This is a genomic window from Nocardia sp. NBC_00508 (genome assembly GCF_036346875.1).
Classification (GTDB): Bacteria; Actinomycetota; Actinomycetes; order Mycobacteriales; family Mycobacteriaceae; genus Nocardia.
Window position 1 is genome coordinate 3,260,659 of sequence record NZ_CP107852.1, and the last position, 26,544, is coordinate 3,287,202.

21 protein-coding genes are annotated in these 26,544 nt (G+C 68.9%); 9 read left to right on the top strand and 12 right to left on the bottom strand.

The annotated features are described in order from the left end of the window. Positions 1–129: 129 nt before the first annotated feature. Positions 130–432: a hypothetical protein gene (locus OHA40_RS14535; RefSeq protein ID WP_195127624.1), complete on the top strand. Its 303-nt coding sequence runs from the start codon at positions 130–132 to the stop codon at positions 430–432. A 5-nt stretch (positions 433–437) separates the two neighbouring features. Here OHA40_RS14535 and OHA40_RS14540 read toward each other — a convergent pair whose 3' ends face one another. Continuing rightward, the gene (locus tag OHA40_RS14540; protein ID WP_330233576.1) at positions 438–1,223 is read right to left on the bottom strand and encodes a class I SAM-dependent methyltransferase; all 786 of its coding nucleotides are present in this window, start codon (positions 1,221–1,223) and stop codon (positions 438–440) included. 116 nt (positions 1,224–1,339) lie between these two features. Between OHA40_RS14540 and OHA40_RS14545 the strand changes: the two genes are divergently transcribed. Then, positions 1,340–2,512 carry a glycosyltransferase family 4 protein gene (locus tag OHA40_RS14545; protein WP_330233577.1) on the top strand — a complete coding sequence of 391 codons (1,173 nt, stop codon included), beginning with the start codon at positions 1,340–1,342 and terminating at the stop codon, positions 2,510–2,512. Positions 2,513–2,649: 137 nt separating this feature from the next. On the opposite strand, the gene OHA40_RS14550 is transcribed toward OHA40_RS14545, so the two are convergent. From OHA40_RS14550 to OHA40_RS14565, 4 genes are all read right to left on the bottom strand, one after another. Next, positions 2,650–4,482, bottom strand: coding sequence for a phosphoenolpyruvate carboxykinase (GTP) (locus OHA40_RS14550; protein ID WP_330233578.1), 1,833 nt, complete (start codon positions 4,480–4,482; stop codon positions 2,650–2,652). A 216-nt stretch (positions 4,483–4,698) separates the two neighbouring features. After that, complete coding sequence (locus OHA40_RS14555; protein WP_330233579.1) at positions 4,699–6,378, bottom strand: hypothetical protein; 1,680 nt, start codon at positions 6,376–6,378, stop codon at positions 4,699–4,701. Continuing rightward, entirely contained in the window at positions 6,365–7,498 is a 1,134-nt protein-coding gene (locus tag OHA40_RS14560) for a hypothetical protein (protein ID WP_330233580.1), read from the bottom strand. The genes OHA40_RS14555 and OHA40_RS14560 overlap by 14 nt, the downstream gene beginning before the upstream one ends. A gap of 66 nt (positions 7,499–7,564) precedes the next feature. Beyond that, positions 7,565–8,347, bottom strand: coding sequence for an SDR family oxidoreductase (locus OHA40_RS14565; RefSeq protein ID WP_330233581.1), 783 nt, complete (start codon positions 8,345–8,347; stop codon positions 7,565–7,567). Positions 8,348–8,499: 152 nt separating this feature from the next. On the opposite strand from OHA40_RS14565, the gene OHA40_RS14570 reads away from it, so the two are divergent. From OHA40_RS14570 to OHA40_RS14585, 4 genes are read left to right on the top strand one after another with little or no spacing between them, the layout of a single operon-like run. Further along, complete coding sequence (locus OHA40_RS14570) at positions 8,500–9,846, top strand: lipase family protein (RefSeq protein WP_330233582.1); 1,347 nt, start codon at positions 8,500–8,502, stop codon at positions 9,844–9,846. A 59-nt stretch (positions 9,847–9,905) separates the two neighbouring features. Beyond that, the gene (trmB, locus tag OHA40_RS14575) at positions 9,906–10,718 is read left to right on the top strand and encodes a tRNA (guanosine(46)-N7)-methyltransferase TrmB (protein ID WP_330233583.1); all 813 of its coding nucleotides are present in this window, start codon (positions 9,906–9,908) and stop codon (positions 10,716–10,718) included. Continuing rightward, positions 10,715–11,443, top strand: coding sequence for an NYN domain-containing protein (locus tag OHA40_RS14580; RefSeq protein WP_330233584.1), 729 nt, complete (start codon positions 10,715–10,717; stop codon positions 11,441–11,443). Before trmB ends, OHA40_RS14580 begins: the two co-directional genes overlap by 4 nt. Further along, on the top strand, positions 11,443–14,502 hold the full coding sequence (locus OHA40_RS14585) for an MMPL family transporter (RefSeq protein WP_330233585.1): 3,060 nt from the start codon (positions 11,443–11,445) through the stop codon (positions 14,500–14,502). Before OHA40_RS14580 ends, OHA40_RS14585 begins: the two co-directional genes overlap by 1 nt. A 303-nt stretch (positions 14,503–14,805) precedes the next feature. Here OHA40_RS14585 and OHA40_RS14590 read toward each other — a convergent pair whose 3' ends face one another. After that, the gene (locus OHA40_RS14590) at positions 14,806–17,163 is read right to left on the bottom strand and encodes a DUF2339 domain-containing protein (RefSeq protein ID WP_330233586.1); all 2,358 of its coding nucleotides are present in this window, start codon (positions 17,161–17,163) and stop codon (positions 14,806–14,808) included. A 222-nt stretch (positions 17,164–17,385) separates the two neighbouring features. Further along, entirely contained in the window at positions 17,386–17,838 is a 453-nt protein-coding gene (locus tag OHA40_RS14595) for a hypothetical protein (protein ID WP_330233587.1), read from the bottom strand. A gap of 374 nt (positions 17,839–18,212) precedes the next feature. Here OHA40_RS14595 and OHA40_RS14600 point away from each other — a divergent pair, with 374 nt between their 5' ends. Beyond that, positions 18,213–19,403, top strand: coding sequence for a helix-turn-helix domain-containing protein (locus OHA40_RS14600; RefSeq protein WP_330233588.1), 1,191 nt, complete (start codon positions 18,213–18,215; stop codon positions 19,401–19,403). Here OHA40_RS14600 and OHA40_RS14605 read toward each other — a convergent pair. From OHA40_RS14605 to OHA40_RS14625, 5 genes are all read right to left on the bottom strand, one after another. Then, on the bottom strand, positions 19,400–19,768 hold the full coding sequence (locus OHA40_RS14605; protein WP_330233589.1) for a MerR family transcriptional regulator: 369 nt from the start codon (positions 19,766–19,768) through the stop codon (positions 19,400–19,402). The genes OHA40_RS14600 and OHA40_RS14605 overlap by 4 nt on opposite strands. 5 nt (positions 19,769–19,773) lie before the next feature. Beyond that, positions 19,774–20,418, bottom strand: coding sequence for a DUF1707 SHOCT-like domain-containing protein (locus OHA40_RS14610; RefSeq protein WP_330234175.1), 645 nt, complete (start codon positions 20,416–20,418; stop codon positions 19,774–19,776). Positions 20,419–20,554: 136 nt separating this feature from the next. Beyond that, complete coding sequence (locus tag OHA40_RS14615; RefSeq protein WP_330233590.1) at positions 20,555–21,220, bottom strand: response regulator transcription factor; 666 nt, start codon at positions 21,218–21,220, stop codon at positions 20,555–20,557. 45 nt (positions 21,221–21,265) lie between these two features. Then, positions 21,266–22,438 (bottom strand): MacS family sensor histidine kinase, encoded by a 1,173-nt coding sequence (gene macS, locus OHA40_RS14620; protein WP_330234176.1) that lies wholly within the window; start codon positions 22,436–22,438, stop codon positions 21,266–21,268. After that, positions 22,419–23,759 carry an AI-2E family transporter gene (locus tag OHA40_RS14625; protein ID WP_442944002.1) on the bottom strand — a complete coding sequence of 447 codons (1,341 nt, stop codon included), beginning with the start codon at positions 23,757–23,759 and terminating at the stop codon, positions 22,419–22,421. The genes macS and OHA40_RS14625 overlap by 20 nt, the downstream gene beginning before the upstream one ends. Before the next feature lie 139 nt (positions 23,760–23,898). On the opposite strand from OHA40_RS14625, the gene OHA40_RS14630 reads away from it, so the two are divergent. Together OHA40_RS14630 and OHA40_RS14635 are read left to right on the top strand one after the other, a co-directional pair. Then, positions 23,899–25,419 carry an adenylate/guanylate cyclase domain-containing protein gene (locus tag OHA40_RS14630; protein WP_330234178.1) on the top strand — a complete coding sequence of 507 codons (1,521 nt, stop codon included), beginning with the start codon at positions 23,899–23,901 and terminating at the stop codon, positions 25,417–25,419. Between the two features lie 4 nt (positions 25,420–25,423). Next, a complete protein-coding gene (locus OHA40_RS14635; RefSeq protein WP_330233591.1) occupies positions 25,424–26,512 on the top strand; it encodes a lysylphosphatidylglycerol synthase transmembrane domain-containing protein in 1,089 nt (362 codons plus the stop codon). The last annotated feature ends 32 nt before the right edge of the window (positions 26,513–26,544 follow it).

The window sequence follows — 26,544 nt, forward strand, 5'->3', positions numbered from 1 at the left end:
AATTCCGACCTCTCGGTTCGCTTTTCGCCGAACGCACTATTGCGTTCTGTTGCTGGAAACGTCATGCTGTAGCGACAGATCAGCTCGCTCCATTCACCCACCGATACCGCAAACTGGGGAGTCCGAGTCATGGCGGTGCAAGTGATCGGCCGGTCGCTGATGACCAGTGATCAAACCGAGCATCAGGCGAAGTGTGTCGGCAGCGGCGGATGGGTGGTCTCCTTCCTACCCGGCCGCACCCTGACGATCGAGCAGGCGACCGCGGCTATGCAGGCCGCAGAGGCTGTCGCCGCCGTCGGAATGCTAGCCGACCTGGTCGGTCTGACCACGCTGGAGACGGTCGGGTTGGCCATCCGGGAGTCACCGTGGAGCGAGCCGGTACACGCGCCGTGCGGCAAGCGGCACTGGCGTCGCGGGTGGCTGGAGGCTTAGCTCAGCTAACTTTTAGTTGCCACAACGACCAGATTGCTCACGAATAACTCGCGCACCACTGGTATCCGCACCAGCCACCAGGCCCAGCGCGGGTGGTATCGAGGGAAGACCGTGTGAACCTCGGCCGGAGTGCTTGCGGCCCAGCGCAATCCGTCCGCGGCGCGCACCGCGAACAGCGATGTACCGAACCGGTTCTTCGGTTCCCGCCCGTGCTTGCGCCGATACCGGCGCGCGGCGTACTCACCACCGAGGTAGTGCCACGGTCCGGTCTCGTGCCCGCCGAACGGACCGTGCCACACGGTGTACGAGAGCACGATCAGGCCGCCCGGCCTGGTCACCCGCACCATCTCGTCGGCCATCACCCATGGCTTCGAGACGTGCTCGGCGACGTTCGACGAGAAGCAGATGTCCACCGCGTCGTCGCGGAACGGCAGCGCCATCCCGGACCCGCGGACCGCACCGGCCACCGAAAGCCCCGCCGCGTGCATTTCCGACGGATCAGGCTCCACCGGGATGTAGCGCGCACCCGTGCGGACGAACTCGTCCGCGAAGTAGCCCGGACCGCCGCCGACGTCGAGAATCGTCGCAGTGTCCAGCGACCGGCCGGTGAGGTCGGCGTAGAAGTCGGCGATCATGGCCGCGCTGTCGGCGGCCAAACCGCCATAGAACAGCGCGGGATCGGTCTGCTCGAACCGGAAACTGCCGAGTAGCCGCAGCGACCGGCGTAACGTCGCACGCCGGGCGAACCGGTGCGAGCCACTGCGGGCGGGGGGTGTTTCGGCTTTGAGCACGGCGCCGAGTTTCGCACAACCCCGATGGTCGCCGTCCTCGGCGGGTGCTCGGTTAGGGTGTAGCGCGACATCCGACGTTCCCCTACCGGGACCTACTGACCGAGAGAAGCTCCACCGTGCGCGAAGTCCTCCTGCTCTGCTGGCGTGACACCGGACACCCACAGGGCGGCGGCAGCGAGCGGTACCTCGAGCAGGTCGGCGCGCAGCTCGCGGCACGCGGGGTCAAAGTCACCTTGCGCACCGCCCGGTATCCAGGGGCGCCCCGACAGGAACGCATCGACGGCATCGACATCAGCCGGGCGGGCGGCCGCTACACCGTGTATCCGCGGGCGTTGGCCGCCCTCCTGCTCGCGAGGGTCGGCCTTGGCCCGCTGCGCGGTGTGCGCCCGGACGCGGTGATCGACACCCAGAACGGCATCCCGTTCTTCGCCACCGTCGCCACCAAGGCGGCATCGGTGGTACTGGTGCACCACGGCCACCGCGAGCAGTGGCCGGTGGCCGGTCGGCTGGTCGGCCGGATCGGCTGGTGGATCGAGTCCCGGCTGTCGCCGCGGGTGCACCGGGACAACCAATACCTGACCGTGTCACTGCCTTCGGCCGAGGAATTGGCCACGCTCGGTGTAGACGGTTCGCGAATCGCGGTGGTGCGCAACGGAGCTGAACCGGTTCCAGTCGACGCACCCACGGGCGCCGCGGAAACGCGGACCGAGGAACCGACCGTCGTGGTGCTCTCCCGCCTGGTGCCGCACAAGCAGATCGAGGACGCGCTCGCCGCCGTCGCCCGGCTGCGCGACCGCATTCCCCGGCTGCGCGTCGACGTGATCGGCGACGGCTGGTGGGCGGACAACTTGAAGGACAACGCCCGCGAACTCGGCATCGCCGACGCAGTCACGTTCCATGGCCACGTGGACGAACGCCGCAAACACGAACTGCTCGCCCGCGCGTGGCTGCACGTGCTGCCTTCGCGCAAGGAAGGTTGGGGACTCGCGGTGATCGAGGCCGCACAGCACGGTGTGCCGACCGTCGGCTACCGCAGTTCGCGTGGGCTCACCGATTCCATCGTCGACGGCGCCACCGGCATCCTGGTGGACGACGTCACGCAGTTGGCCGATGCCGTCGGCGAGCTGCTGGACGATCCGGAGGCGCGCACGGTCATGGGCGAGAAGGCCCGCGCCCGCGCCCGCGAATTCTCTTGGGAGCAGACCGGAAACGGAGTCTACGAAGTGCTGGCCGCCGCCGCCCGCGGTGAGCACACCGCGGGATTGATCGCGGCGCGGGCAGTCGATTGATCCGCATACCGCCATTCGCCGAATAGTGCTCCGGCACAGGGGAAATCCTGCTGCGAAGCGGAAAGTATTGGCGCGCAGAACAAAATCGCCCGCACCATCGGCCAGATGGTGCGGGCGATGCTACTTTTGGTGGAGTGTCAGCCCAGACGCTGCTTCAGCGCCTCGAATTCGTCGCGCACGCCGGAAGGCAGCTTGTCACCCACGAACTCGAACCACTCTTCGATCAGCGGGATCTCCTTGCGCCACTCGTCGGCGTTCACCGCAAGCGCCTCGTCGACGTCCTTGGGATCGACCTCCAGACCGTCCAGGTCGACCTGCGCGGCGGTCGGCACATTGCCGATCGCGGTCGGCTCCGCATCGGCGGAACCTTCGATGCGGCCGATGATCCACTCCAGCACGCGGGAGTTCTCCCCGAAGCCCGGCCACAGGAAGCGGCCGTCGCCGCCGCGCCGGAACCAGTTGACGTAGAAGATCTTCGGCAGCTTGGCGGCGTCGGCGTTCTTGCCGACGTTGATCCAGTGGCCAAGGTAGTCACCGACGTGGTAACCCATGAACGGCAGCATGGCCATCGGGTCGCGGCGCACCGTGCCGACCTTGCCCTCGGCGGCGGCCGTCTGCTCGGAGGACAGCGTCGCGCCCATGAACACGCCGTGCTGCCAGTCGAAGGACTCGGTGACCAGCGGGACCGTGGTCTTGCGGCGGCCGCCGAACAGGATCGCCGAGATCGGCACGCCCTGCGGGTCGTCCCACTCGGGAGCCAGGGTCGGGCACTGCGCCATCGGCGTGCAGTAGCGCGAGTTCGGGTGGGCCGCGAGGGTCTCGGTCTCGCGCAGGTACCAGTCGTTGCCCTTCCAGTCGATCAGGTGATCGTGCTCGCCCTCCAAGCCTTCCCACCAGACGTCGTTGTGGTCGGTCAGCGCGACATTGGTGTAGACGGTGTTGCCCGCCTCCACCGTCGCCATGGCGTTCGGGTTGGAGCTGCGGTTGGTACCAGGAGCGACGCCGAAGAAGCCGAACTCGGGGTTCACCGCGTACAGGCGGCCGTCCTTGCCGAAGCGCATCCAGGCGATGTCGTCGCCGAGGGTCTCCGCGCGCCAGCCCGGGATGGTCGGCTGGATCATCGCGAGGTTGGTCTTCCCGCAGGCGCTCGGGAACGCGGCGGCGATGTAGTAGGCCTTGTTCTCCGGGGAGATCAGCTTGAGGATCAGCATGTGCTCGGCCAGCCAGCCCTCGTCGTGGGCCATCGCCGAGGCGATCCGCAGCGAGTAACACTTCTTGCCGAGCAGCGCGTTGCCGCCGTAGCCGGAGCCGTAGCTCCAGATCTCCCGGTCCTCGGGGTAATGGGTGATGTACTTGGTGTCGTTGCACGGCCATGGCACGTCGGCCTGGCCCTCGGCCAGCGGCGCGCCCACCGAGTGCAGCGCCTTCACGAACGGACGGTCGGCGCCCAGCTTCTCCAGCGCGGCGGCGCCCATGCGGGTCATCACGCGCATCGACACGACGACGTACTCGGAGTCGGTGATCTCCACGCCCAGCTTCGGATCCTCGGCGCCGAGCGGGCCCATGCAGAACGGCACCACATACATGGTGCGGCCCTTCATCGAGCCGCGGTACAGCTCGGTCATCGTGGCGCGCATCTCGGCGGGGTCGACCCAGTTGTTGGTCGGGCCGGCGTCGGCCTCGGTCTTGGAACAGATGTACGTGCGGGACTCCACCCGGGCCACGTCGGAGGGATCGGAAAGCGCGAGGAAGGAGTTCGGCTTCTTCTTCTCATCCAGCCGCTTGAACGTTCCCGCCGCGACCAGCTGCTCGGTCAGCCGGTCCCATTCCTCGTCCGAGCCGTCCGCCCACACCACTCGATCCGGCTGGGTGAGTTCGGCCACTTCTTGTACCCAGGCGAGTAGTTCGCTGTGCTCGGTCGGCGCCTTGCCGTCGGATCCACGAAGACCAGGAATGGTCGCTGACGTCATGAAAACTCTCCTGAGATGGGCGGCCACTCGATGCTTCGCCGCCTGGCCCAAGGCCCATGACCAGCGCGAATGCACCTAGCGCCACCGTTGGCGGGAAGGCGCCCGCGCCGACCGGTCGAAAGCGCACCCAGTCGGGCGGCGATCAGGACTTTGCGGACGCCCAAGTTCCTGAATAGAGGTTAACGCCATGTGACGACCGGTACGGCATCGGGTTCCTCACTGTGTACCCAATTGGTCGTTCGTTTCAACAGGCGAGATGGACCGGTCGAGGATCCGGATATCCCGTTCGCACGCGGCGAGCTGCCCCGGCTGTTCAGCCGCCATTCGGCGCAGCTTCGCCTCCAGTTCGACGACGCGACGATCCGTATCGACCATTCGCGCGGTGCTTGCTTGCACCACGAGATCGGCCAACACGGTCTCGGTTTCCACCAGCGCGGTCGCTACCCGCTGCTCGAGCTGGGCTTTCACATTGACCAACGCGTCGGACACCCATTGCCGAATGTGCGCTCGGTCGGCCAGCTGCCCGCGCGCACGGACCACCCAGGCCGCCGCGCCACCGCCGAGCGCCAGGGTGACCGGGACACTCGCGACATCGAGGGCGGGCACCAGCGACAGCGGAGCAACCAGCAGGCGACCGAGGCCGACACCCGCCGACGCGCCGAGCGCGATCATGAGGTGATCTTCGACACCCCGATGTCTGGGCTCGGGGTCCGGGCCGACCCGCGGGGCCGGGTCGCGCCGTCGCGATGGCATACCGCGCTCCGCGCCCTCGATCCGGCCACCGAGTTCGGCCAAACGGTGGTCGATGGTCCGGTCGACACCGCCGGTCAGCTCGGTCACGGTCTGCTGGAGCCGGTCGGGATAACCGCGGAGATCGGCGCGGCGCAATCGATCCAGTTCGGCGCGAGCGGCGGTGTGCAGCGCGCGAATCCGCGCGCCGATATCGGTCATCAGGTCCACTCTCGCCAGGTGCAACTGCCCGCGCAGGGTGGACATGGCGGTGGCCCGCCCGCCGTCGCGGCCGGCGAGCAGCACGGCGCGTTCCTCGCGCAGCCGCGCCAGTTCGGCGCCGGAGCGCAACGCGCCCACCTGCTCGACCACTCGCTGGCGCGTATCGGCCAGGACCCGGCCGGTGACCGCGGCCGATCGGTCGCCGGTCGCCGCGGCGGCGCCCGCGGCCGCCGCGGTCAGCTGCGCGTGCAGGGATCCGAGGCCGGAGCGATCCAGCAATCCGGCGTCGCCCGCGGTGCGCGCGGCCGCGGCGAGCCGCGCCGAGACCGGCACGATGTCCAGATCGGCGGCGCCTCTGGCGGCCAGCAGCTCCAGATTGCGCGCTCGCACCGCACGCCAGTCCCGGTAGGCGTGGATGCCGTTCATGGCGAGCAGGATGCGCGTCCCGTCCGCGCGCAGTCTGCCGATCGCCTCCAGCAGGTCCGCGCCGATGGTGGTGCCCGCGTCGAGCAGAATCAGCGCCAGCCCGGAGAGCGCGCCCACGGAGGGCTGACCGCGGTCGGACGGCGAGGTCGTCGCCACGGCCGCGCTCGGGTCGGCCATCGGCTCGGACAGCGTGATGCGCGGCTCGAACCGGGCCAGCTCGGTCCGCAGCAGTGTGGTGTTGACATCGGCCGGGCCGATCACCGTGACCACCGTTGCGGCGCCCGAGCCGTGTAGCGCGCGCAGCAGCGCCAAACCCTGCGGATTCCACCGCGCCACCACAGCCTCGACCTCGGGCGAGGGGATGAACACGGTTCCGGAGCCCGCAGCGGGCTCAACATCGGCCGGCGAGCCGGGATCGGCTGCTCGGCCGGTTCCGGCGTCGCCCCCGGTGTCTGCCGGCGGAACGGCCGGGTCGACAGTGGTCTCCGTCGGTGATTCCGAGGGGTCAGAGACCGGCACTGCTCATCCGTTCCCATAGTCGGATGTACCCGTTGTGCACGCGTAAAGCGGCGCGGCGGGCCGCCGGGGGCATATCGCTGGTGACGACGGCGCGCCACCGGGCGGCGCGGGACATCGCGTCGTCGGCATCCGAGGGCGCCGGAGCGGGATAGCCCGCGGCGAGGTGGGTCACCTCCGGCCGGGCCAGGCCCGCGCAGAGCCCGAGCCAGAGAGCATCGTCGCCATAGAGATAGGACTCCAGGAGGTCGCGAGCGCGGCCGCCATCCCCTGGAACCGCGCGGGCGGCGAGCCGGGCCAGTTCATCGAGCAGTTCGCCGCCGCGCAGCGCGGAGACCTGCTCGTAGCGGCGGTGCAACAGCCGGTGCAGTGCGTCGATGCCGCTGGCCGCGTGCAGAATCTGCAGCAGCGCCTGCGGCGCGAGTTCCGGAGCGTGGCACAGGGCCGTGCAGGCGCAGACCACGCCATACAGGTCCCACCGCTGCAACAACTGCTCGCGCTCGGCGAGATCCGGCCCCGGCGCGACGAACAGATCCGGCGACAGCACCAGCGACGGGTCCGCCTGGGTGGCGAGCTTGCGCAGCAGGGCCAGGTCGGCGTCGGTCATTGCGCCTGCCCTGGTGCGCACCGCCAGCGACGCGACCGCCGGAACCACCGGAACCCGCAGTTCCCTGCCGTACTGTTCGGCCGCCGCCACGGCGTCACCCCAACGCGAGCCGATCGCGTCGGCCTTGTTCAGCACCACGACCGTGCGCTGAGGCGGCAATGTGGCCAAGACTCTGCGGTCGGCGGGCGTGGGCGCGGCCGACAAAACGTAGACGACGATGTCGGCGTCGAGTTCCGGATCGGGCGCCCCCGGCTCGTCCACCGGATCGGTTTCCACCGCGGACAGCAGCGCGAGCGCGTGCAGCACCGTGGTTCGTCCCGCGTGAGCGCGCCCGGTCACCTGGATTCGCGGCGGTTTGCGCCAGGCGCTGACGGCTGCCGCGGCGGCGTATCCGACCTGCGGGTCGCGTCCCTCGCCGAAACGCAACTCGGCGAGCAGCTTGTCGAGCTGATCGTGGTCGGGCGCGGGGACGCCCCGCCCACGCAGTGGCCCATCGGATTCAGTGGCTGTCGGCATGCTGCATACCCCCTTATTCGGTGCGCAATTCTGTCAGAAGTCGGGGCACCGGACAGGCTCGACCGTTCAGCTGCCGCTGAAGTACTTGTTCGCGGTCCGCACGGCCCAGTTCGGGGCGTATTTCGCGGCCGCGGACAGCACCTTCGCCTGCGCGCCGATCTCGTAGTGCACCTTCGGCAGCCGGGAGCGCTTGCGGGTGGCCGCCCAGATTCCGGCGGCGACGTCATCGGCGGTCAACCGCACGCCGAGCGATTTCGTCGTCCCGGTCGTCACGCCCTCCACCATCGCGGTGTCCACGAACAACGGCCAGATCGCGATCACCCGGATGTCGTAGGGCTCCCATTCGAGATCCAGGGCTTCGGTCAGGCTCTTGACCGCCGCCTTGGTCGCGCCGTAGCTCGCGAGCTCGGCTTGGCCGTAGATCGCCGAGGCGGAACAGAGATTGACCACTTGGGCGCCGGGGGTGTCGCGTAGATAGCGGAACGCGCTGTGCGTTCCCGCGAGCACACCGACCAGGTTGACTTCGACAATCGCGCGGTGAGCGGACAGATCAATGGAATCGAACGGCCCGGCGCGCAGAATGCCCGCATTGTTCACCAGAATGTCCAGCCGCCCGTTCTGGGCATGGAACTCTTCGAGGCGCTGCGCCCAGTGCGTGTCGTTGGTCACATCGAGCACGCCGGTGCGCACGCTGCCGCCCTTGCCGGTGATGTCGGCGGCGAGCCTGGTCAGGCCGACTTCGTCGATGTCGTAGGCCCCGACGTGATACTCCTGCGCGGCGAAAAGCAAAGCCGTGGCCCGCCCGATTCCTGCCGCCGCGCCGGTAATGAACACTGCCGGTCTGCTCATGCCGAGAATTCTAGGACCGCAGTCCGATTTCCAGGGGTTCCCAGACCTGTCACCCGTCATATACCCTTCTACGGTTGCATCGTTATCAAAACGCAATATTTAGATAACGCTTTGAACTCGAGACCGACCGACCTCGATGTTGAGGAGGTGTCATGACCGCGGAAGTCATCGGCGCTGTCGACCCGGAACCCGCTTGTACCGGGGACCACAAGCCCCTGCTGCCGAGCGTGGACCCGTTCCACCGACCGCCGAAGGGATTTGCGGCCAAGCCACCCGGCACCATCCTGCGCAGCAGGAAGATCGACATCGCCCTGTTCGGCATAGTCCCGCAACAGGTGGCGGCCTGGCAGCTCCTCTATCGGAGCTGTGATCTGCACGGCGCCCCGGAAGCGGCGATCACCACGGTCCTGCTGCCGATCGGCGCGGACCCGGCGGAGGACCGGCCGCTGCTGGCGTTCCAGACCGCGATGGACGCGGTGACCGAGAAGTGCTCGCCGTCGTACGCGCTGCGCTACGGCGCCCGTGCGCTCGGTTCGGTCACCCAGCTCGAATGGCTGCTGGTCGCGAACGCGCTGCGGCGTGGCTGGGCGGTCAGCATCGCTGACCACGAAGGCCCGCACGGAAACTTCGGCGCCCCGCGCGAACCCGGCTTCCGTGCGCTCGACGGCATCCGCGCCGCCTTGCGCTTCGGCCCGCTCGGCCTCGGCCCGGACACCCGGGTCGCGGTGTGGGGCTATTCCGGTGGCGGCATGGCCAGCTCGTGGACGGTCGAAATGGCGCCGACGTACGCCCCCGAACTCGACATCGTCGGCGCGGTGCTCGGCGCCCCGGTCGGCGACCCCCGCCAGATATTCGACCGGCTCAACGGCACCGCCTACGCGGGCCTGCCCGCCATCGTGATCGCCGCCCTGCGCAGGCTGTATCCCGCCCTGAGCAGGCTGATCGACCACGAGCTCAGTCCGGACGGCCATCGGTTCGTCGTGCACGCGGAGAACGCGACACCGGTCGGCGCCGTCATCGGGCTCGCCCACAAGAAAGTGGACGACTTCCTCAGCCGCCCGCTCGCCGAGGTACTCGACACGCCGGAACTGAACGCGATGTTCGACGATCTGCGACTCGGCAACGCGACACCCGCCTGCCCGCTGCTCGTGGTGCAACCCGTGCACGATCAGGTCATCCACATGGCGGCCATCGACGGGCAAGTGGAGCGATACCGCCGGGGCGGAGCTGTGGTGACCTACGTGCGCGACCGGCTCAGCGAGCACCTTTCGCTGTTGCCGCTGTCCACCCCGATCAGCCTGGACTGGCTGGCCGACCGGTTCGCCGGGCAACCGCTGAGCGACGTCGGCGATACGACCGTCTGGTCGGTCGCGGCCTCACCGTCGGGCGTGCGTGGCCTGCTGGAGATGGCGGTGACCGCGGCCAAGGTCGCGCTGGGTCGTCCGCTGCGCCAGCAGCAACCGGCCGAGTCCAGGATCGCGCCCGCGCGCGCCGCCTGACCTCCTGCTCAGCCGTCCGTGCACAACCGCCTGCCGCACAGATCGCCGGATGCTGGACAATGGACGCCGTGAACGACGCCGCGAACCATACTGCCGAATCAGTTCCGGGCCCGCCGTCCACAGTTTCGGCTTCGGCCGAAGGCGGGCATCGGCACAAGACCGGCTCCCGCCTGTACCCACGAGTCACCAGTTTCCGGTCGCGCAGGGGCGCACTGACCGCGACCCAGCAGCAATCCTGGGACCGGATGTGGCCCACGATCGGCCGCGAGGTCGCCGACGAGCCGCTGGACGCGGCCGCCTGGTTCGGCCGCGACGCACCGCTGGTCATCGAGATCGGCTGCGGCACGGGTACCGCGACGGCTGCCATGGCGCAGGCCGAACCGCACCTGAACCTGATCGGCATCGAGGTCTACCAGCCCGGCCTCGCGCAGCTGGTGCAGCGCATCGAGCGCGAGGGGATCGAGAACATCCGGCTGCTGCGCGGCGACGCGGTCGATGTGCTGGAGAACATGATTGCCGAAGAGTCGCTGACCGGCGTCCGCGTGTTCTTTCCCGACCCGTGGCCGAAGGCGCGCCACCACAAGCGGCGGCTGCTGCAACCCGCCACAGTGAAGCTGATCGCCAGCCGCCTGAAGCCGGGCGGTGTGCTGCACGTCGCCACCGACCACGCCGGCTACGCCGAACACATCCATCAGGTCGGCATGGCGGAACCGCTGTTCAGGGGTTTGAACGAGACCACGGGCGGAGTCAGCGCGCAGCACAGGGCGACCGCGCCGATCGGGTTCGAACGGCCCGTCACGAAATTCGAAGGCAAGGCACATCGCGCCGGTAGCGCCATCACAGAGCTCATATGGGGGAAGATCGACCAATGAGCGTCAGTGAGATGGCCCACGAGGTGGTCGATGTTGCCGGGGAGGTGCACGGAGGCGGAGCCGAGGGCTTGGGCGGCGCGACGCCGGACGTGCGCCGGGTCCTGCTGGTCTGGGACGCCCCGAACCTCGACATGGGCCTCGGCGCCATCCTGGGCGGGCGGCCGACCGCCGCCTATCGCCCGCGTTTCGACGCCCTCGGCCGCTGGCTGCTGGCCAGAACCGCCGAGTTGTCGGTGGGCAACCTGCATCGCGTCGAACCCGAGGCCACCGTCTTCACCAACATCGCGCCGGGTACCGCCGACGTCGTGCGGCCGTGGGTGGAGGCGCTGCGCAACGTCGGCTACGCGGTTTTTGCCAAACCCAAGATCGACGACGACTCCGATGTCGACGCCGACATGCTGGCGCACATCGCATTACGCAGTCGGGGCGCCGGCTTGGCCGGCATCATGGTCGCCTCGGCCGACGGCCAGGCCTTTCGCGAACCGCTGGAAGAACTCGCCGCCAAGGGCATACCGGTGCAAGTGCTCGGCTTCCGCGAGCACGCGAGTTGGGCCGTCACATCCGATACCCTCGAATTCATAGACCTCGAGGACATTCCGGGCGTGTTCCGTGAACCACTGCCCAGGGTGAGCCTCGAATCGCTGCCCGACGAGGGTGCCTGGCTGCAGCCGTTCCGGCCGCTGTCGGCACTGCTCACCTCTCGCCCCGCGCAAGGAGTCGCTTAGTGTTCACACGCTGGGGCGATCTGGCTTACCGGCTGCGCTTCGCCATCATCGGCATGGTCAGCGCGGCCCTCCTGGCATTGGGTGGATACGGCTTCGGCCTGGAACATCACCTCAGCTCCAGCGGATGGGACGATCCGACGTCGGAATCGGCGGAGGCGGCGCGGATCTCGGACGCGGCGTTCGGGCGAGATCACAGCAGCGACGTGATCGTGCTCTACACCGCACCCGAGGGCAAGACGATCGACGACCCGGCGTTCCGGCAGCAGATCGTCGACAACCTCAACCGGCTGCCCAAGGAACACCCGGACGAGATCGCCGAGGTCAACGGCGCCTACTGGCAGACCGAGACCGGGCAGGCATCTCCTTCGCTCTTTGCTTCAAAGGATAAGAAGTACACCTTCGCCTCGATCGCCATCGTCGGCGACAACGACACCGAGATGGTGCGCAACTTCCGGAAAGTGAAGGACGTCTTCTACATTCCGGGCGTCGACGTCCAGGTTACCGGCTTGCAGGCGGTCGCTGGCACGCTCAATGACACCATGGCCGCCGACCAAAAGCGCATGGAGATGCTCGCCATCCCGGCGGTCGCGGTGCTGCTGTTCTTCATCTTCGGTGGACTGGTCGCCGCGGGCCTGCCGCTGGTGGTCGGCGGTCTCACGGTCATCGGCGCCAACGGCATCATCATGTTCCTGACGAAGTTCACCGAGGTGAACTCGTTCGTCTCCGGCGTCGTCTCGATGATCGGCCTCGGCCTCGCCATCGACTACGGCCTGTTCATCGTCAGCCGGTTCCGCGAGGAACTGGCCGAGGGCTACGACACCCGTGCGGCGGTCCGGCGCTCGGTGATGACAGCGGGCCGCACCGTGGTGTTCTCCGCGACCATGATCATCGCCAGCCTCGGCGGCATGCTGCTGTTCCCGCAGGGCTTCCTGAAATCGGTGGCCTACGGCACCATCGCCACGGTCTCGCTGGCCGCGCTGACCGCCATCACCATCCTGCCCGCGATGCTCGCCGTCCTCGGCCCGCGCGTGGACATGCTGGGCCTGAAGGCGTTCCGCAAGTCCAAGACCAAGACCGCGGAGGAAGTCGAGACCGGCTTCTGGGGCAAGACCACGCAGTGGGTGATGAAGCATCCACTCAAGATCGCCGTGCCGATCTGCATCGGTCTGCTGCTGCTCATCATTCCGGTGAAGAACCTGGCCTTCGGCGGCATCAACGAGCGATACCTGCCGCCGGACAACAAGACCCGCGTGGCACTGGAGGAGTTCTACGAGGTCTTCCCACTGAGGAAGACCGATCCGGTCCAGCTGGTCATGGTCTCCGACGACAGCAACGCGGTTGGCAAGGTGTGGAAGCAAGCCAGCGAGGCCCCCGGCCTCACCGGCAAGTTCGACGTGCCGAGCCGATCCAACAGCCAACCCGACGTCTACCGAACGAGCGCGACGCTGGAGGATTCGGAAAACGCCGATCCGACCATCGAATACCTGCGCTCGATCGACGTGCCCGACAACGTCCAGCTCTACGTCGGCGGCCAGCCCACGATCCAGAAGGACAGCATCGACGCGCTGCTCGACCGCATGCCGGCGATGATCGCGCTGGTCATGTTCGTGACCACGCTACTGATGTTCCTCACCTTCGGCTCGCTGGTACTGCCGATCAAGGCCGCGCTCATGAGCGCGCTCGGCCTCGGGTCCACACTCGGCATCCTGACCTGGATCTTCGTGGACGGCAACGGCGCGAGCCTGCTGAACTTCACGCCGCAGCCGATCATGTCACCGGTGCTGGTGCTCATCATCGCGGTGATCTATGGCCTGTCTACCGACTACGAGGTCTTCCTGCTGTCCCGCATGGTCGAGGCGCGCACCCAGGGCGCCTCCACCACCGAGGCGGTGCGTGCGGGCACCGCGCACACCGGACGCATCATCACCGCGGCCGCGCTCATCCTGCTCGTCGTGGTCGGCGCGTTCGCGTTCTCCGACCTGGTGATGATGCAGTACATCGCCTACGGGCTGATCGCGGCGCTGTTCATCGACGCGACCATCCTGCGCATGCTGCTGGTGCCCGCCACGATGAAGCTGCTCGGCGACGACTGCTGGTGGGCCCCTACTTGGATGAAGAAAGTCCAGCAGAAGATCGGCCTCGGCGAACCCATCCTCGATGACGAACGTCCCGGCGGCGGCGATGTCGTCGACTTGGTCGAGACCACGCCGGTCACCGACCCGGTGACCATGCAGATCCCCGCGATCGCCGCGGCCAACAAGGTGCCGCGCAGGCGCAAACCGCGCACTGTCGCGGAGATCGAAGCCGACGCGCCCACGCAGCGGTTCGATCGGACACGGCCGCCTGCGCCCACACCGCAGGCGCCTCCTGCGCCGGCACCGCACGATCCGACCAGGACGCGCCCTGCGCCACCGTCGAATTCCGCACCCACGCAGGGAGACCCGATCCGCCCGCGGCGGATTGCGCAGATCCCGAACGCTTCGCATCTCGCGTCGACCGCGCCGGCGCAGGCCTCGCCATCGATTCCTTACGAACCCGCTGTATCTCGGCCGGCTCGAGCCGCGGAAGTACCGCAGGATTCGAATGGGCAGCACGTCGGCGCACCCTCGGTGGGCGTTCCGGAACGGAGTCCGCGGCCCACGGTTCCCTCGGTCACGCCGCCGGTGCCGCGTCCGACCCAAGCGCCGGAAGCGCACCCGCTGCTGGGAACTTCGCAGGACCCGACCGTCGATTTGCCACACCACCCCGCCATGCCGCCCGACCCCCGGGCCGCATCCCTCGACCTGCCGCATCAGCCCACTTCGCAGCCCCGCCCATTGTTGCCCACCCCCCCGAGCGAGACCGGTGGTCCCGCGCACCGCGCACCCGAGATCGAACCGTCCTCGGACCCGGACAACGGCCCGGACACCAACCGCAGCAGCATCGAGAACTGGATGGCGGAACTCCGCTCCTCCCGCCGTCAGAGCGCCCGGCAGAACCAGGGTCACGGTCGCCATCATGACAGTGAGGGCCGCACGGTCAGCGTGAACGAACTGCTGCGCCGCCGCGAACGTGAGTGAACGGCCGAGCCCGGTAGCCGGAAGGCCGCTGCACCCTTGGGAATGCGCCACCCCAGCGATTCAGGCACAGCACGTCGCGAGCGTGCTCGCGCAGTCGTACGCCGCAAGCCCCCGGCACCTGCGGCCGACGATGCGCAATGACGGCCTCGCGCATATCCGATCCGGGGGCAGTTCGGGCGGCTATCTGCCGGGATCGCCCGGCCTCTTCAGCGGCATCCAGGACAGTCGGATGTCGCTCGGCGAGTGGCAGTCCGAGGTCCGGGGCGTGCGGCTCGGCCACACGCGCTCGCGACGCCGTACGTCTCAGTGGACCGCCTCGTCACCGGCATCGCTGTCCGTCTCCGCATCGGCGAAGGCGCGGGCGTAGCGAGTTCCGGCCAGGAGCAGCAGGATGCCGACGACCAGGAACGCGGCGACGCGGACGAGTCCGTCCAGGGTGGCCAGGTCGAAGAGGAACAGCTTGGCCAAAGCGGCCGCAGTGACCAGCAGCCCGGATCCGAGGGCGAGTTTGGCGACCGCGGGTGCGCTGGCGAGCCTGCGGAGTCCGAGCAGGAGGGCAGCGGTGGCGGCGGCCATCCACAGGATGGTCGCGGCGCTGTGGCCGACGAGGAATCCGTTCCGCGTGCCGGTCGCGACGCCGATGGACACCGTCGCCGCGGTCACCGCGTAGAGTCCCGCGGCGCTCGCGACAATCCACTGCCACTCGCCGCCTGCCGCCATGCCGGGCAGCCGTCGCGCGCACCACAACGCCACCGCCACCACCCCGAGGGCGAGCACCGCGCCGAGCATGGTCGCCGAGCCCAAGTTCGCCTCCGAACGATGCTGCGAAGCAAGGATTTCCGGGCCCGCGACGTTCAGCAGCGCGAATCCGCCGAGGACGGCGAAGGCCGCCCCGATTCCCGCAGCGACTCGGGACCGTTGCTGGCCCGCCACACCGAGAAAGGCCAGCGCCACCATGAGCAGAGCGATCGGTAGCGTCTTCGTCTCGGAAACGCCGACGCACGCCTCGAGCAAGGCGATCGAACCCGCCACGGCGGTGACCAAGGCGGTATGGCCCGGAATCCGCAGGTACGCGCCGAGCTTCGGCGTCATGGGCACCGCGGCGACGAGCAAGAGCACCGCGGCGGTGACCGACGCCACCAGCACCGCGTCGAGCCGTTCCGCATACATCCCTGGCGCGATCAGGATCGGGGCCGGCGCCGCCGCCATCGTCAGCGAAGCGGTGAGGTCGGCGGGCCGATGCCGGACGACGACGATCGTCCCGGCGAGCCCGACCAGCGCGACCGCCGCCGCGGCGACGAGCAACCAGGCCCGCTCACTCGCGGCCGGAGTACCGAGCACCGCACCGGCGACGAATACGAATGTCGCCAGTACCGCGGGCATCGTCCGCGCGACGTGCAGATAGGGCCAGTTCCGCGCCCATTGCACCGGTACGCAGGCCACCTGCAACACGATCAAGAATGCCAGCAGCACCAGCCGAGTGGTCAGCACCGGCGACAGCGCCGCCGCGGCTAGCACCACCAGCACCGCCAACGGCTGCGACCGCCACCGCATCGCGAGACCTACGCCCGCGGCGGCGACGCCGAAGGCGACCGCGAGGCCGAGCACCGGATGCAGCCAGTGGTAGATCGCGGTCACCGCGACTACGTCGAGGTAAGCACCGGCGATACCGGTGGCCGCCAAGGCGATACCGCCGACCCGTCCGCCGGTCTGGCCGAAGACCCGCACACCCGCGCCCACCAGCGCCGCCGAGAGCACCCCGCCCGCAACGACCCTCGGCACCGGTCCGAAGAATCCCGCCTGCGCGGCCAGCACCAGCAACATCGCGACGCCGATCAGCGTCACCGCGACACCCGCCAACGCCAGGATCCGGCTGATCACCCCGTCGCGCTGCCACCATGGCGTGTGCGGCACTCGCGGCCCAGCCGCGCGCGGTGGGACCGGCGGACGCGGCGGCGCGGCTCCCGGCATCGGCCCCAGCGCGTTCGGCGGCCAAGGAGCGCCGCCACCCCATGCCCCGCCGCGTGGCGGGGCGAATGGCGAAGCGTATGGGGGGTGCGGCGCGGGAATCGGCGCGCCGGCCACCGAAGAAGGACCAGGCCAAGGCGGCGTGGCCGGCGGCCCCGCCATGGGCGCACCAGGCGTCGTCGAAGCCGCAGTCTGGGCGGCCATATCGGTCGTACCCGATTCCGGACCGCCGACCTCACCAGCAGCCGGATGGCCGGTCGCGCCAGATGCCGGATGCCCGGCCGAGCTGGGCATCAATCCGCTGACCCGGTCGCCGGTCCCGCGCACCGACATCCGCTGAGCGAGATCGCCAGCCGCTCCCGGCGCCAGATCGCCAGGCTTTCCGGACGCCGCACCGTCAGGCCCGCACTCAATCGAACCGCTCTGGGCGAGATGGCCGGGTCGGCCGTACATCGGCCCGGTCAGCGCCGCACGCGAGTAGGTGTCGGGAGGCTCCGGCGACTCGACTGTTCCCGGGACGCCAGATGGCGTGCGTCCCCGCTGCCCGCTAACCCCCTGAACTGCGGCAGCATCCGCGACGACCTGCTCGCGCAGCAGCTCCAGATCACGCCCGAGCACACCCAGCCGCGTCCCCAGCGTGGTGAACTCGCCGGAGAGCCGCGCGAGCAGCGCCGGATCGATAGAGGTTGTCATGACTTCATGCTGCTTCCCAACAGGCGCGCGAGCATGAGTAATAACCCCTGTAGACAGCCGGTAAAGAGCGCAGCCGCACAAAGTCTGTCTCCAGCCGCGCCGAGCGAAGACAGTGGCAGCCGCAGATCTACCGGATCGCCGGTAGCGAGAACGCACCACCTCCCGCGAACACGACCGGCCCCCACCCGGGCAGTCGAGTGAGGGCCGGTCCGCGCCAGATGGTCAGTAGGCTCGCAGGCCGATGACCTCGTGCACGGCGTCGATCACCGCGCTACGAGGCGGCATCCGAAGGACGCCGGGCGCGGGCTCGCCGGCCCAGTGCCAGCCGAGCGGTGAGTCGGAGCTGGGAAGCAGGATGATCCGGCCGCCGGGAACCACGGTGACCTGGTGGCCGGCGAGGCCGCGCCGGATCGGGACATCCACGGGCCGAGCCGGGCTCGGCGGAGCGACCAGGAAGGTCCAGTTGCGTTCGCCCGGATCGGCGACCACGGGTGCGGTGTGGTTGCGTTCCAGCTGGGTCAGCACCTTTCGGCCCAGTTCCGGCGGCATGACGATCGCGCCGAGAATGGAGCCGGTGGTGATCATCGGGCGTCCGGCGAGAAGCTGAACCGGCAGCCCGTATGTATGCCGCAGCAGGTGCGCGACGTCGTGGGGAGAAAGACAGCGCTCGAACATGGCCCTACCCCGCCCCGTAGAAGCCGGATCCACCCAGAACGGCGGACTTTCGGCGTAGCAACTCGGGCTGGTCGTGTACCCGCGCTCGGGTGCACGCGGGTAGGGCGCTGAGGAGGCGTGCCGATGGGGTGATGCTGTAGCGCGCCGGTCGCGTGGTCTGTACACCGAGCCCGTACGCGCGATCGGCGCGCCCGGCCTCAACGGTGGTGTTCGGCATGGTGATCATTGCCGCCGCCCTTTGCTGTCAAAGTTGCAGAAAGGCAACGGTATTCCAACCAGCAGCCAACGAGTCGTACGCAATGTCCCACTTAGGTCGAGTTCGATGGCATAGCGTCGTACTCTGAAACCCAGATTTAACAAAAGGACTTGGGTACATGGACGAATCGTCGATCGGAGTTCGGATCCGCCAGTTCCGCGGCAAGGCGCTCACCCAGCGCCAGCTCGCCGATCAGGCCGGGGTCAGTGTGGATCTGGTGCGCAAGCTCGAGCAGGGCGGCCGCCAGACTGCCTCGATCGCCAGCTTGCAGAAGATCGCGCGCGCCCTGGATGTGGACATCGCCGACCTCATCGGCAAACGTCACGGCGTGCCGTCCGCCAACCCGGACGCGGGCATCGTCGCCATTCGCCGCGCGCTGACTCCGGTCGACGACCTGCTCGGCGAGACCAAGGAGGAAGAGGCGGTCAGCCTCGACGACGGTCGCCGAGCGGTCGAGTACGCCTGGGGCGCTTACTGGTCGGGCCGCTACGAGCTGCTGACCTCCATCCTTCCCCCGGGACTGACCCAGCTACGCGCTACCGTACACGCGGCCCGCAACGGCTCGGTCGCCCCCGCCAACGAGTTGCTGGCCAGGATGTACTGGGTAACCGGCTGCACCCTGGTGCATCTCGGCCAGACCGATCCCGCGTTCCTGGCGATCCGCCAGGCACTCACCACGGCCGAGCTGGGCAACGACCAACTGCTGCTGGCCACCATCCGCGGCTCGGTGGCCTGGCAGCTGCTGGTGCAGGGCCGCTACGACGAGTCACGCGGCGTCGCATTGAACGCGGCGGCGAACCTGGAGCCCTCCGGCGAGGTCGCGCCTGCCCATCTGTCCGCCTACGGCTCACTGGTGTTGCAGGGCGCGACCGCCGCGGGCCGGGCGCAGGACGTGCACGGCGCTTTGTCGCTGGTCCAGACCGCGAGCGAGGTCGCGCTGCGGATCGGCGGAGATCGCCAGGATTACGAGACCTATTTCGGCCCTTCGCAAGTGGTCATGCAGACGGTCGACGTGAACGTCTCCTCGGAGCGCTACCCGGAGGCGCTGGCCGCCGCCAAGGAAATGCCGGTCAACGGCAGTCTTCCGCAGGCATCGCGGGCCCGCCACCTGGCCGACACCGCGGTAGCGCTGACCCGCACCGGCCGGCACCAGCGCGCGCTGGACGCACTGCTGACCGCGGAGCGGGTGGGCGGAGCGGACTGGCTGAAATATCAGACGCTGCCCCGGCATATCGTGTCCGAACTGCTCGACCAGGACCGGCGGGTGCCGCTGCGCGCGTTCGCCCGCCGCATCGGGGTCAACACCTAGACCGCCGGACGCTCGGCCGCCCGGTCGATCACCTCGTCCAGCACCTCGCGCGATCGCACGAGATCATTGATCGTGCGGGTGATCCGCTCCCGCTCGGTGTGCAACTCGGCCGCGAGCGCCGGAGTGGCGTACTCATTGGGGCCGCCGTCCGCATCCCGCATGCACGGCAGGATCCGCGCGATCTTCGTGCTGGTCAGGCCCGCCGCGAGCAGTTCCTGAATGTGAATGACCCGGTCCACCGCCCGCTCCGGAAAGTCGCGATGGCCGCCGGGCGTGCGCTCGGACGCCAGCAAGCCCCGCTGCTCGTAGTAGCGCAGCGAGCGCTCGCTGACGCCGGTGCGCTCGGCGAGCTCCCCGATCCGCATTCGGCTCACCGTCCCATCAACCGGCGCCACTGCGCCATGAACGGATGTTTGGCGGTGACCGATCCCCACCGCATCCGGCCGTGCACCACCAGGTGCAGCGGGCCGTGCGGCGGTCCGGTGCGGACCTTGTTTTGCACGCTCGAACCGATGAGTTCCAGCGGGTTCAGGTCGACGGTGGCCTCGGCGGGCACGATCAGCGTGACCGAACCCAAGAAGTCGTCGACGCGCACCTCGACCACCTGAGTCGACATGATCGCCTCGGTGAAGTCCAGGGTCACCCCGGACATCCAGTTGTTCAGATACAGCGTGGGCGCCACCTGCCACGGGCCGCGGCGATTCACCGCGGACATCCGCGCTCGGATCACGTTGCCCGCGGTATTCGGGCCGGGAACCGGCGGGGCCGGCTTGACGAAGGCAGGCGAGGAGTTCACGAAGGTCGACGGCGGCGCGGCGGGCTGACCGATCAGGCGGACGCCGGGCAGGTCGATGAGCACGGCGTTCAGCTCCCCGCGTGTCTTCGCCGCCAGCGCGGTGTCCATCCGTTCGGTGAACTCGCCGAGCGAGAGCATGCCCAGGCCGACCGCGCGCTGCAAGAGCTGTCCGACGTGTTCGCGCTCCGCGTCCGACACCCGCAGTTCCCGGTCGCCCACCGTGGACGCTGCCGGGTTCTCGCCACCGGAGCCGACCGCTTTGGATACCGATTCGGGGCCACCCATGCAATCGAGGTTACCGAGCACGCGGCCATGCCCGCATCAGGGCGATCCCCGATTCCCGGCATCCGCTGGACTACTCGAGCCCCTGTTCAATGGCGTAGCGAGTCAATTCGACCCGGTTGGCCAACTGCAGTTTGCGCAGCGTGGCCTGCACATGGTTCTCCACCGTGCGATGGCTCAGGCCCAGCCGCGCCGCGATCTGCTTGGCGGACAGCCCCTTCGCCACCATCCGCAGCACCTCGGTCTCCCGCTCGGTGAGGGCGGGACGGTGCGGCTCGTGTGGCTGCGCGGGCGCGGTCGCCATGCGCCGGTACTCGCCGAGCACCAGCCCCGCCAGTCCGGGCGTGAATACTGCCTGACCGGCGGCGGTGGCGCGAACGGCGTCGATCAGCTCCGCCGCCGACGCGCTCTTGACCAGATATCCCGAGGCCCCGGCCTTGATCGCGTCCAGCACGTCGTCGCGCTCGGCCGACGCCGAGAGCACCAGCACCCGGCTGCGCGGCGAAACGCGCAACACCTCGGCGGTGGCCTGGGCCCCGTTGCCGTCGGGGAACTGCATGTCCATCAGCACCACGTCCGGTCGCACCGCCGCGGCTCGCCTGGTTGCCGCGCTCACGCCGTCGGCCGTGGCCGTCACGTGTAATCCGGCTTCGGTGAGATCGCGGGAGACACCGTCCCGCCACATCGGGTGATCGTCCACCACCATCACCGAAATGGTCTCGGCCGGCTGGTCCGTCATCAGCGCCTCCCGTCCTCCCTCATGCCCGCGCCTCGCCGCGCTCGCTCATCTCGGCACCCGGAATTCCCATTCGGTGCCGAAGCCGACGCCACCATCGATCTCGGTGAGCAGGTCCGTGCTGCCGCCGAGCGCCGCGATCCGCCCGACGATCGACCGCGACACCCCCATCCGCCCTTCGGCTTCCGCCTCGGCCAACCGGCCCGGCGGGATGCCGACGCCGTCGTCGCGCACACTTATCACCAGTTCGTCGCCGGTGTCCTCCAGCAGCACGTAGGCTTTCGCATCCGGACCGGCGTGCAGCTCCACATTGGACAGCGCCGTGGCCACGGCGGCCGCGACCTCGTTCGCTACCCAGCGCCCGACCTGCACCGGATCACCCGGGGTCGACACCGACACCTTCGGCGTGGAGTGCGCGGTCAGCAGCGGCCGCAGGTCCACCTCGGCTCCGCCTTCGTCGCGGTGCTCGGCCTGCTCGGAGATCAACACCCGCAGCGCGACCTCCTGCTCGCCGGCGCGCTGCGCCAGTTCCTCCGTGCGGCCGCCGATCTCGTGACCACGGCGCTTGATGTAGCTGAGCACCTGCAACACGCCGTCGTGCACCTCACGGGAAAGACGTTCGCGCTCTTCGGCGGACGCGGTCAGGCGGACCGCGCGCTCCAGTTGATCTTGTGCGCGGGTCGCGGTGTTTGCGGCCAGCCCCAAGGCCAGCCCCACCGAGACGAGCACCGGCACCGTCGCATCCGCCCACACGTCCTCGCCCCACTGATCGCGCACGGTCAGCGACACCGCGGCGATCAACGCACCCGACAGCACGCCCGCGATCGGTCCGCGCAGAATCGCCGCACCGATCACGGCGTTGGTAGCCCACAGCGTGGTCGGCAGCGTCTGGTGTCCGTGGTACCAGCCGTAGTCGGCGACCAGCCTGGTGGCGGCCATCAGCCCGATCACCACCACGTGATCGCCGATCACCACCCAGGTACGCAACCGGGCGACGCCGGGGAACTGCCACTGCGACAACATGATCGCCGATGCCCCCGACCACACGGCCATCAGCGCGATGAGCACCCAGCTCAACCGCTGGTTGGTGTAGTAGGGCACCGAGGCGATCTGCTGACCGACCGCGTACAGCAGCGTGACCAGCCGCAGAGCCTGGGCGGCGCGCCACAGCGGCGTGGTCGCCACGTCGGCCGAGCGCAGCTCAGGTGTGCGCCGCGCCATCATCGGATTCCGTTCTCTCCTCGGATTCCGGCTTCTGCCGCGCAGCTTTCCGCTCGGTGCCCGTCGGTCCCGCCGTCTCCTGCTCGGCCGCTTTCCGCTCCGCCGCCTGCCGGTGCGCCGCCTCGACCAGCGTCGCCGCCACGTCGAACCGGCCGGGCTCGGGTCGATCCGGTTCGGCCGAATACAGCCCGCGATGGTCATCGCCGGTCTGTAGCTCCTCGAACAGCTCCTCGGGGCCTTCGAGCAGCGACCGGATCGCGGTATTCATCACCGCGACGAACGGTACCGCGAGCAGACCCCCGGCTATGCCGCCGATCACCACGCCCGCGGTGATGGCCAGCACGACGGCGAGGGGATGAATGCTGACCGCCCGGCCGAGCAGCAGAGGTTGCAGCACATGGCCCTCGAGCTGCATCACCGCGATGATGATGCCGAGCACGATCAAGGCCGTCACCAGCCCCTGGGTCACCAGCGCGATGAACACCGCGATGAATCCGGCGAGAAACGCGCCGATGATCGGGATGAACGCGCCGATGAACACCAGCGAGGCAAGCGGAAGCGCCAGCGGCACGCCGAGAATCGCCAATCCGGCGCCGATGCCGATGGCGTCCACCGCGGCGACCACCACGGTGGCGCGGACGAACCCGACCAGCGTGCCGAATCCGAGTTGCCCTGCGGTACGCACCCGCTCGCGGTGCTCCGTCGGCACGATCCTGGTGACGAACTCCCAGATCTGGTCCCCGCCGTAGAGGAAGAAGATCAGGATGAACAAGGTCAGGAAGGCGCCGGTGAGCAGCTCGCCGATCACGGTCGCGGTGGTGAGCGCCCCGCTGGTCAGGCTGGCCTGATTGGACTGGATGGCCTTGACGATGGCGTCGCCCGCGCTGCGGATCTGCTCGTTGCTCAGATGCAGCCGTCCGTTGATCAGCCAATCCTGGATCTGATGGATGCTGTCGGTGAATTTGTCGGACAACTGCGGCACACCGGCGACGAACTGCTCGACGACGAACGTCATGATGCCCGCGACCACACCGAGGGACCCGGCCAGCGCGACGAAGACACCGACCGCCCGCGGCACGCCGAGCCGCTGCATCCAGTCCACCAGCGGCGCGAGCAGGGCCGCCGCGAGCAGCGCGATGGCGAGCGGAATGACCACCGTGGCCAATTTCTGCACGATCGCCGTGAACGCGATGACCAGCGCGAACAGCACCAGCAGCCGCCAGCCCCACTCCGCCGCGACGCGCACGACCGGGTGCACTGTGTCCGCCGCAGGCCGCGACAGGCCGATTTTCCGCGCTGGACTTGACTTCGGGTCGGTCACCTCCGTGAGCCTAATGGGCACGGTCGGACGCAGTCCGTCTTCAGCCCGCGCGGCGGCCCTCGGCACCCCGGACACGCCGACCGAGCGAAACGCTAGATTGGTCCTCGTGTCGGCGCCCTTGGAAGCGGTCAAACAGACCATGCGAACGCGCTGGCCGCTGTACCTGACATCGATGCTGCTGGCGAACGCTTTCGGCGCGGTGCTGGTATGGGCGTTCATCCAGTACGGGCTACCCGTCCCGGAGGGTGAGCCCTCCGGTGTCAGGCGCACCGGCCTGCTGATCCCGGCCCTGGTCTTCCTGACCGGCGGCCTGCTCAGCATGGCCGCTTCCGCCCTGATGTTGCGTCCGGTGATGCGCTGGCAGGTGCGCGGCGGTCCGCCGAGCCGCCAGGAGCAGATGGCCGCGCTGCATGCCCCGCTGCGCCAGGCGATCCTGCATCTCGCGCTGTGGCTGATCGGCGGAGCCGTCCTGGCCGCGCTGATCATCCGGGACACCCCCGCGCTGGCGGGCGCGGTCATCGTCACCGAATGCATGGCCGCGACCATCGTGTTCGGCTTCACCTACATGCTGGGCGAACGCATCCTGCGTCCGGTCGCGGCCCAGGCGTTGACCGAAGGGACCTTCGACCACACCCTCACCCCCGGCGTCGGCACCAGAATGGCGATGACCTGGGGCATGGGCACATTCGCGCCCACTATCGCCATCGTGCTGCTGTGTGTCACCCAGATCTCCTCGGATGTGAAGTTCTCCGCACAGTCACTGGCCATCTCCATCCTGCTGCTGTGCGGCGTGGTGATCATGCAGGCTCTCGCGCTGTCCATGCTCACCGGCTCCAGCATTTCCGACCCGATACGCCAGCTCAGCCAGGCGATCGACCAGGTGCAGGCGGGCGCGCGCGACGTCCAGGTGGAGGTCTTCGACGGCAGCGAGATCGGGCTGCTGCAGGTCGGCTTCAACCGGATGATGGGCGAGGCCGCCAAGCGCCGCCAGCTGCAAGAACTGTTCGGCCAGCACGTAGGCGAGGACGTGGCGCAGCGCGCGCTGGACTACGGCACCGAACTCGGCGGCGAGACCCGGTTCGTCGCGGTGCTGTTCGTCGATATGGTCGGCTCGACCGCGACGGCGGCCGAGCGCCCGCCCACCGAGGTAGTGAGCCTGCTCAACGAGTTCTTCCGCATCGTGGTCGACGTGATCGACCGCCACCACGGGTTCGTGAACAAATTCGTCGGCGATGCGGCGCTGGCCATCTTCGGCGCGCCGCTGGACCGCCCGGACGCACCGACCGCAGCCATGGCCGCCGCGCGCGAACTGCGCGAAACCCTGCGGGAAGTGCCCGGTCTCGACATCGGAATCGGCGTTTCGGCGGGTCTCGCCGTCGCCGGGAATATCGGCGCCGCGAACCGTTTCGAATACACGGTGATCGGAGATCCGGTCAACGAGGCGTCCCGGCTCACCGAATTGGCCAAAGAACGGCCCGGCCGGACACTGGCGTCGGGCAGCGCGCTGTATTTCGCCGAGGGAAGCGAGCAGGACCGATGGGAAACCGGCGACGAGGTACAGCTGCGCGGCAGGCGCAGAAAAACGCTGTTGGCCTGGCCACGGGAATGGGACGACGCGCCCGGGGGTACCGACGTCGAAACGGCGCGTTCGTTAGGCTGACCGCGTGACGGCCAACGGGGAACTGGCAGGAGAACCTGCGCCGCCGCCCGCGGCGGATTCCCGCCGTCGCAAACTCCGGTGGCTGAAATGGGTGCTCGGCGCCGCCCTGCTGGCCTTGCTGATCGCCGAGGGCGTGTATCTCTGGCCGCGCCTGCACGAATCGTGGCGCAAACTCACCGAAATTCACTGGGGCTGGCTCGCGGTCGCGATCTGGCTGCAGGCGGTGTCGATGAGCGGTTTCGCCAGAGTGCAGAAGCAGCTGCTCAACGCGGGCGGGGTCGCGGTGAGTCAGCGGAAATCCGTCGCGGTTGTCTACGGGGCGACCGCGATGTCGGTCAGCCTGCCCGCGGGCCAGGTGTTCTCCACCGCCTTCACCTACCGGCAGACCAGGCGCTGGGGCGCGAGTCCGATCGTCGCCTCCTGGCAGCTGGTGTTCTCCGGTGTGGTCGCGGCGCTGGGACTCGCGCTGCTCGGCGTCGGCGGCACGCTGCTGGCAGGCGGGAACGTCGGCCCATTCAACCTGATCCTTTCGCTGGCCGCCATCGTCGCGCTGGTATGGGCGGGCAATTACGTCTCACGCAATCCCGGTTCGCTCGAAGCGCTGTTGCGGAGACAGCTCGCGCTGGTCAACCGGCTGCGCAAGCGCCCGAAGGACCGAGGCGCGAACAAGATCGCCGACGTGCTCGACCAGCTGGAGTCGGTAGACCTCGGCAAGCGCGACGGCGTTCTGGTCGCGGTGTGGGCGCTGGTCCATCGCTTCGCCGATGTGGCCTGCCTCGGTGCGGCCTGTTACGCGGTCGGCGCCGACCCGCGTATCGCGGGGCTGCTGCTCGCGTTCGCGGTCGGCAAGGTGGTCGGGTCCATCCCGTTCGCGCCCGGCGGCATCGTCTACGTCGACGCGACACTGATCTACGGCCTCACCGTCGCCGCGGGTCTGCCCGCCGCGCAGGCGGTCGCCGCGGCGTTCGTCTACCGGGTGGTGAGCTTCGTCCTGGTCGCCATCGTCGGCTGGATCGTATTCCTGTTCCTGTTCCGGCGACCGCAGGCCGAAGACGCGGAGTTCGAAAAGGAATTCGAGCAACGGCGGCTGTGAGCGGCGGCCGATGGCGTGCCTGGGCCGTGACC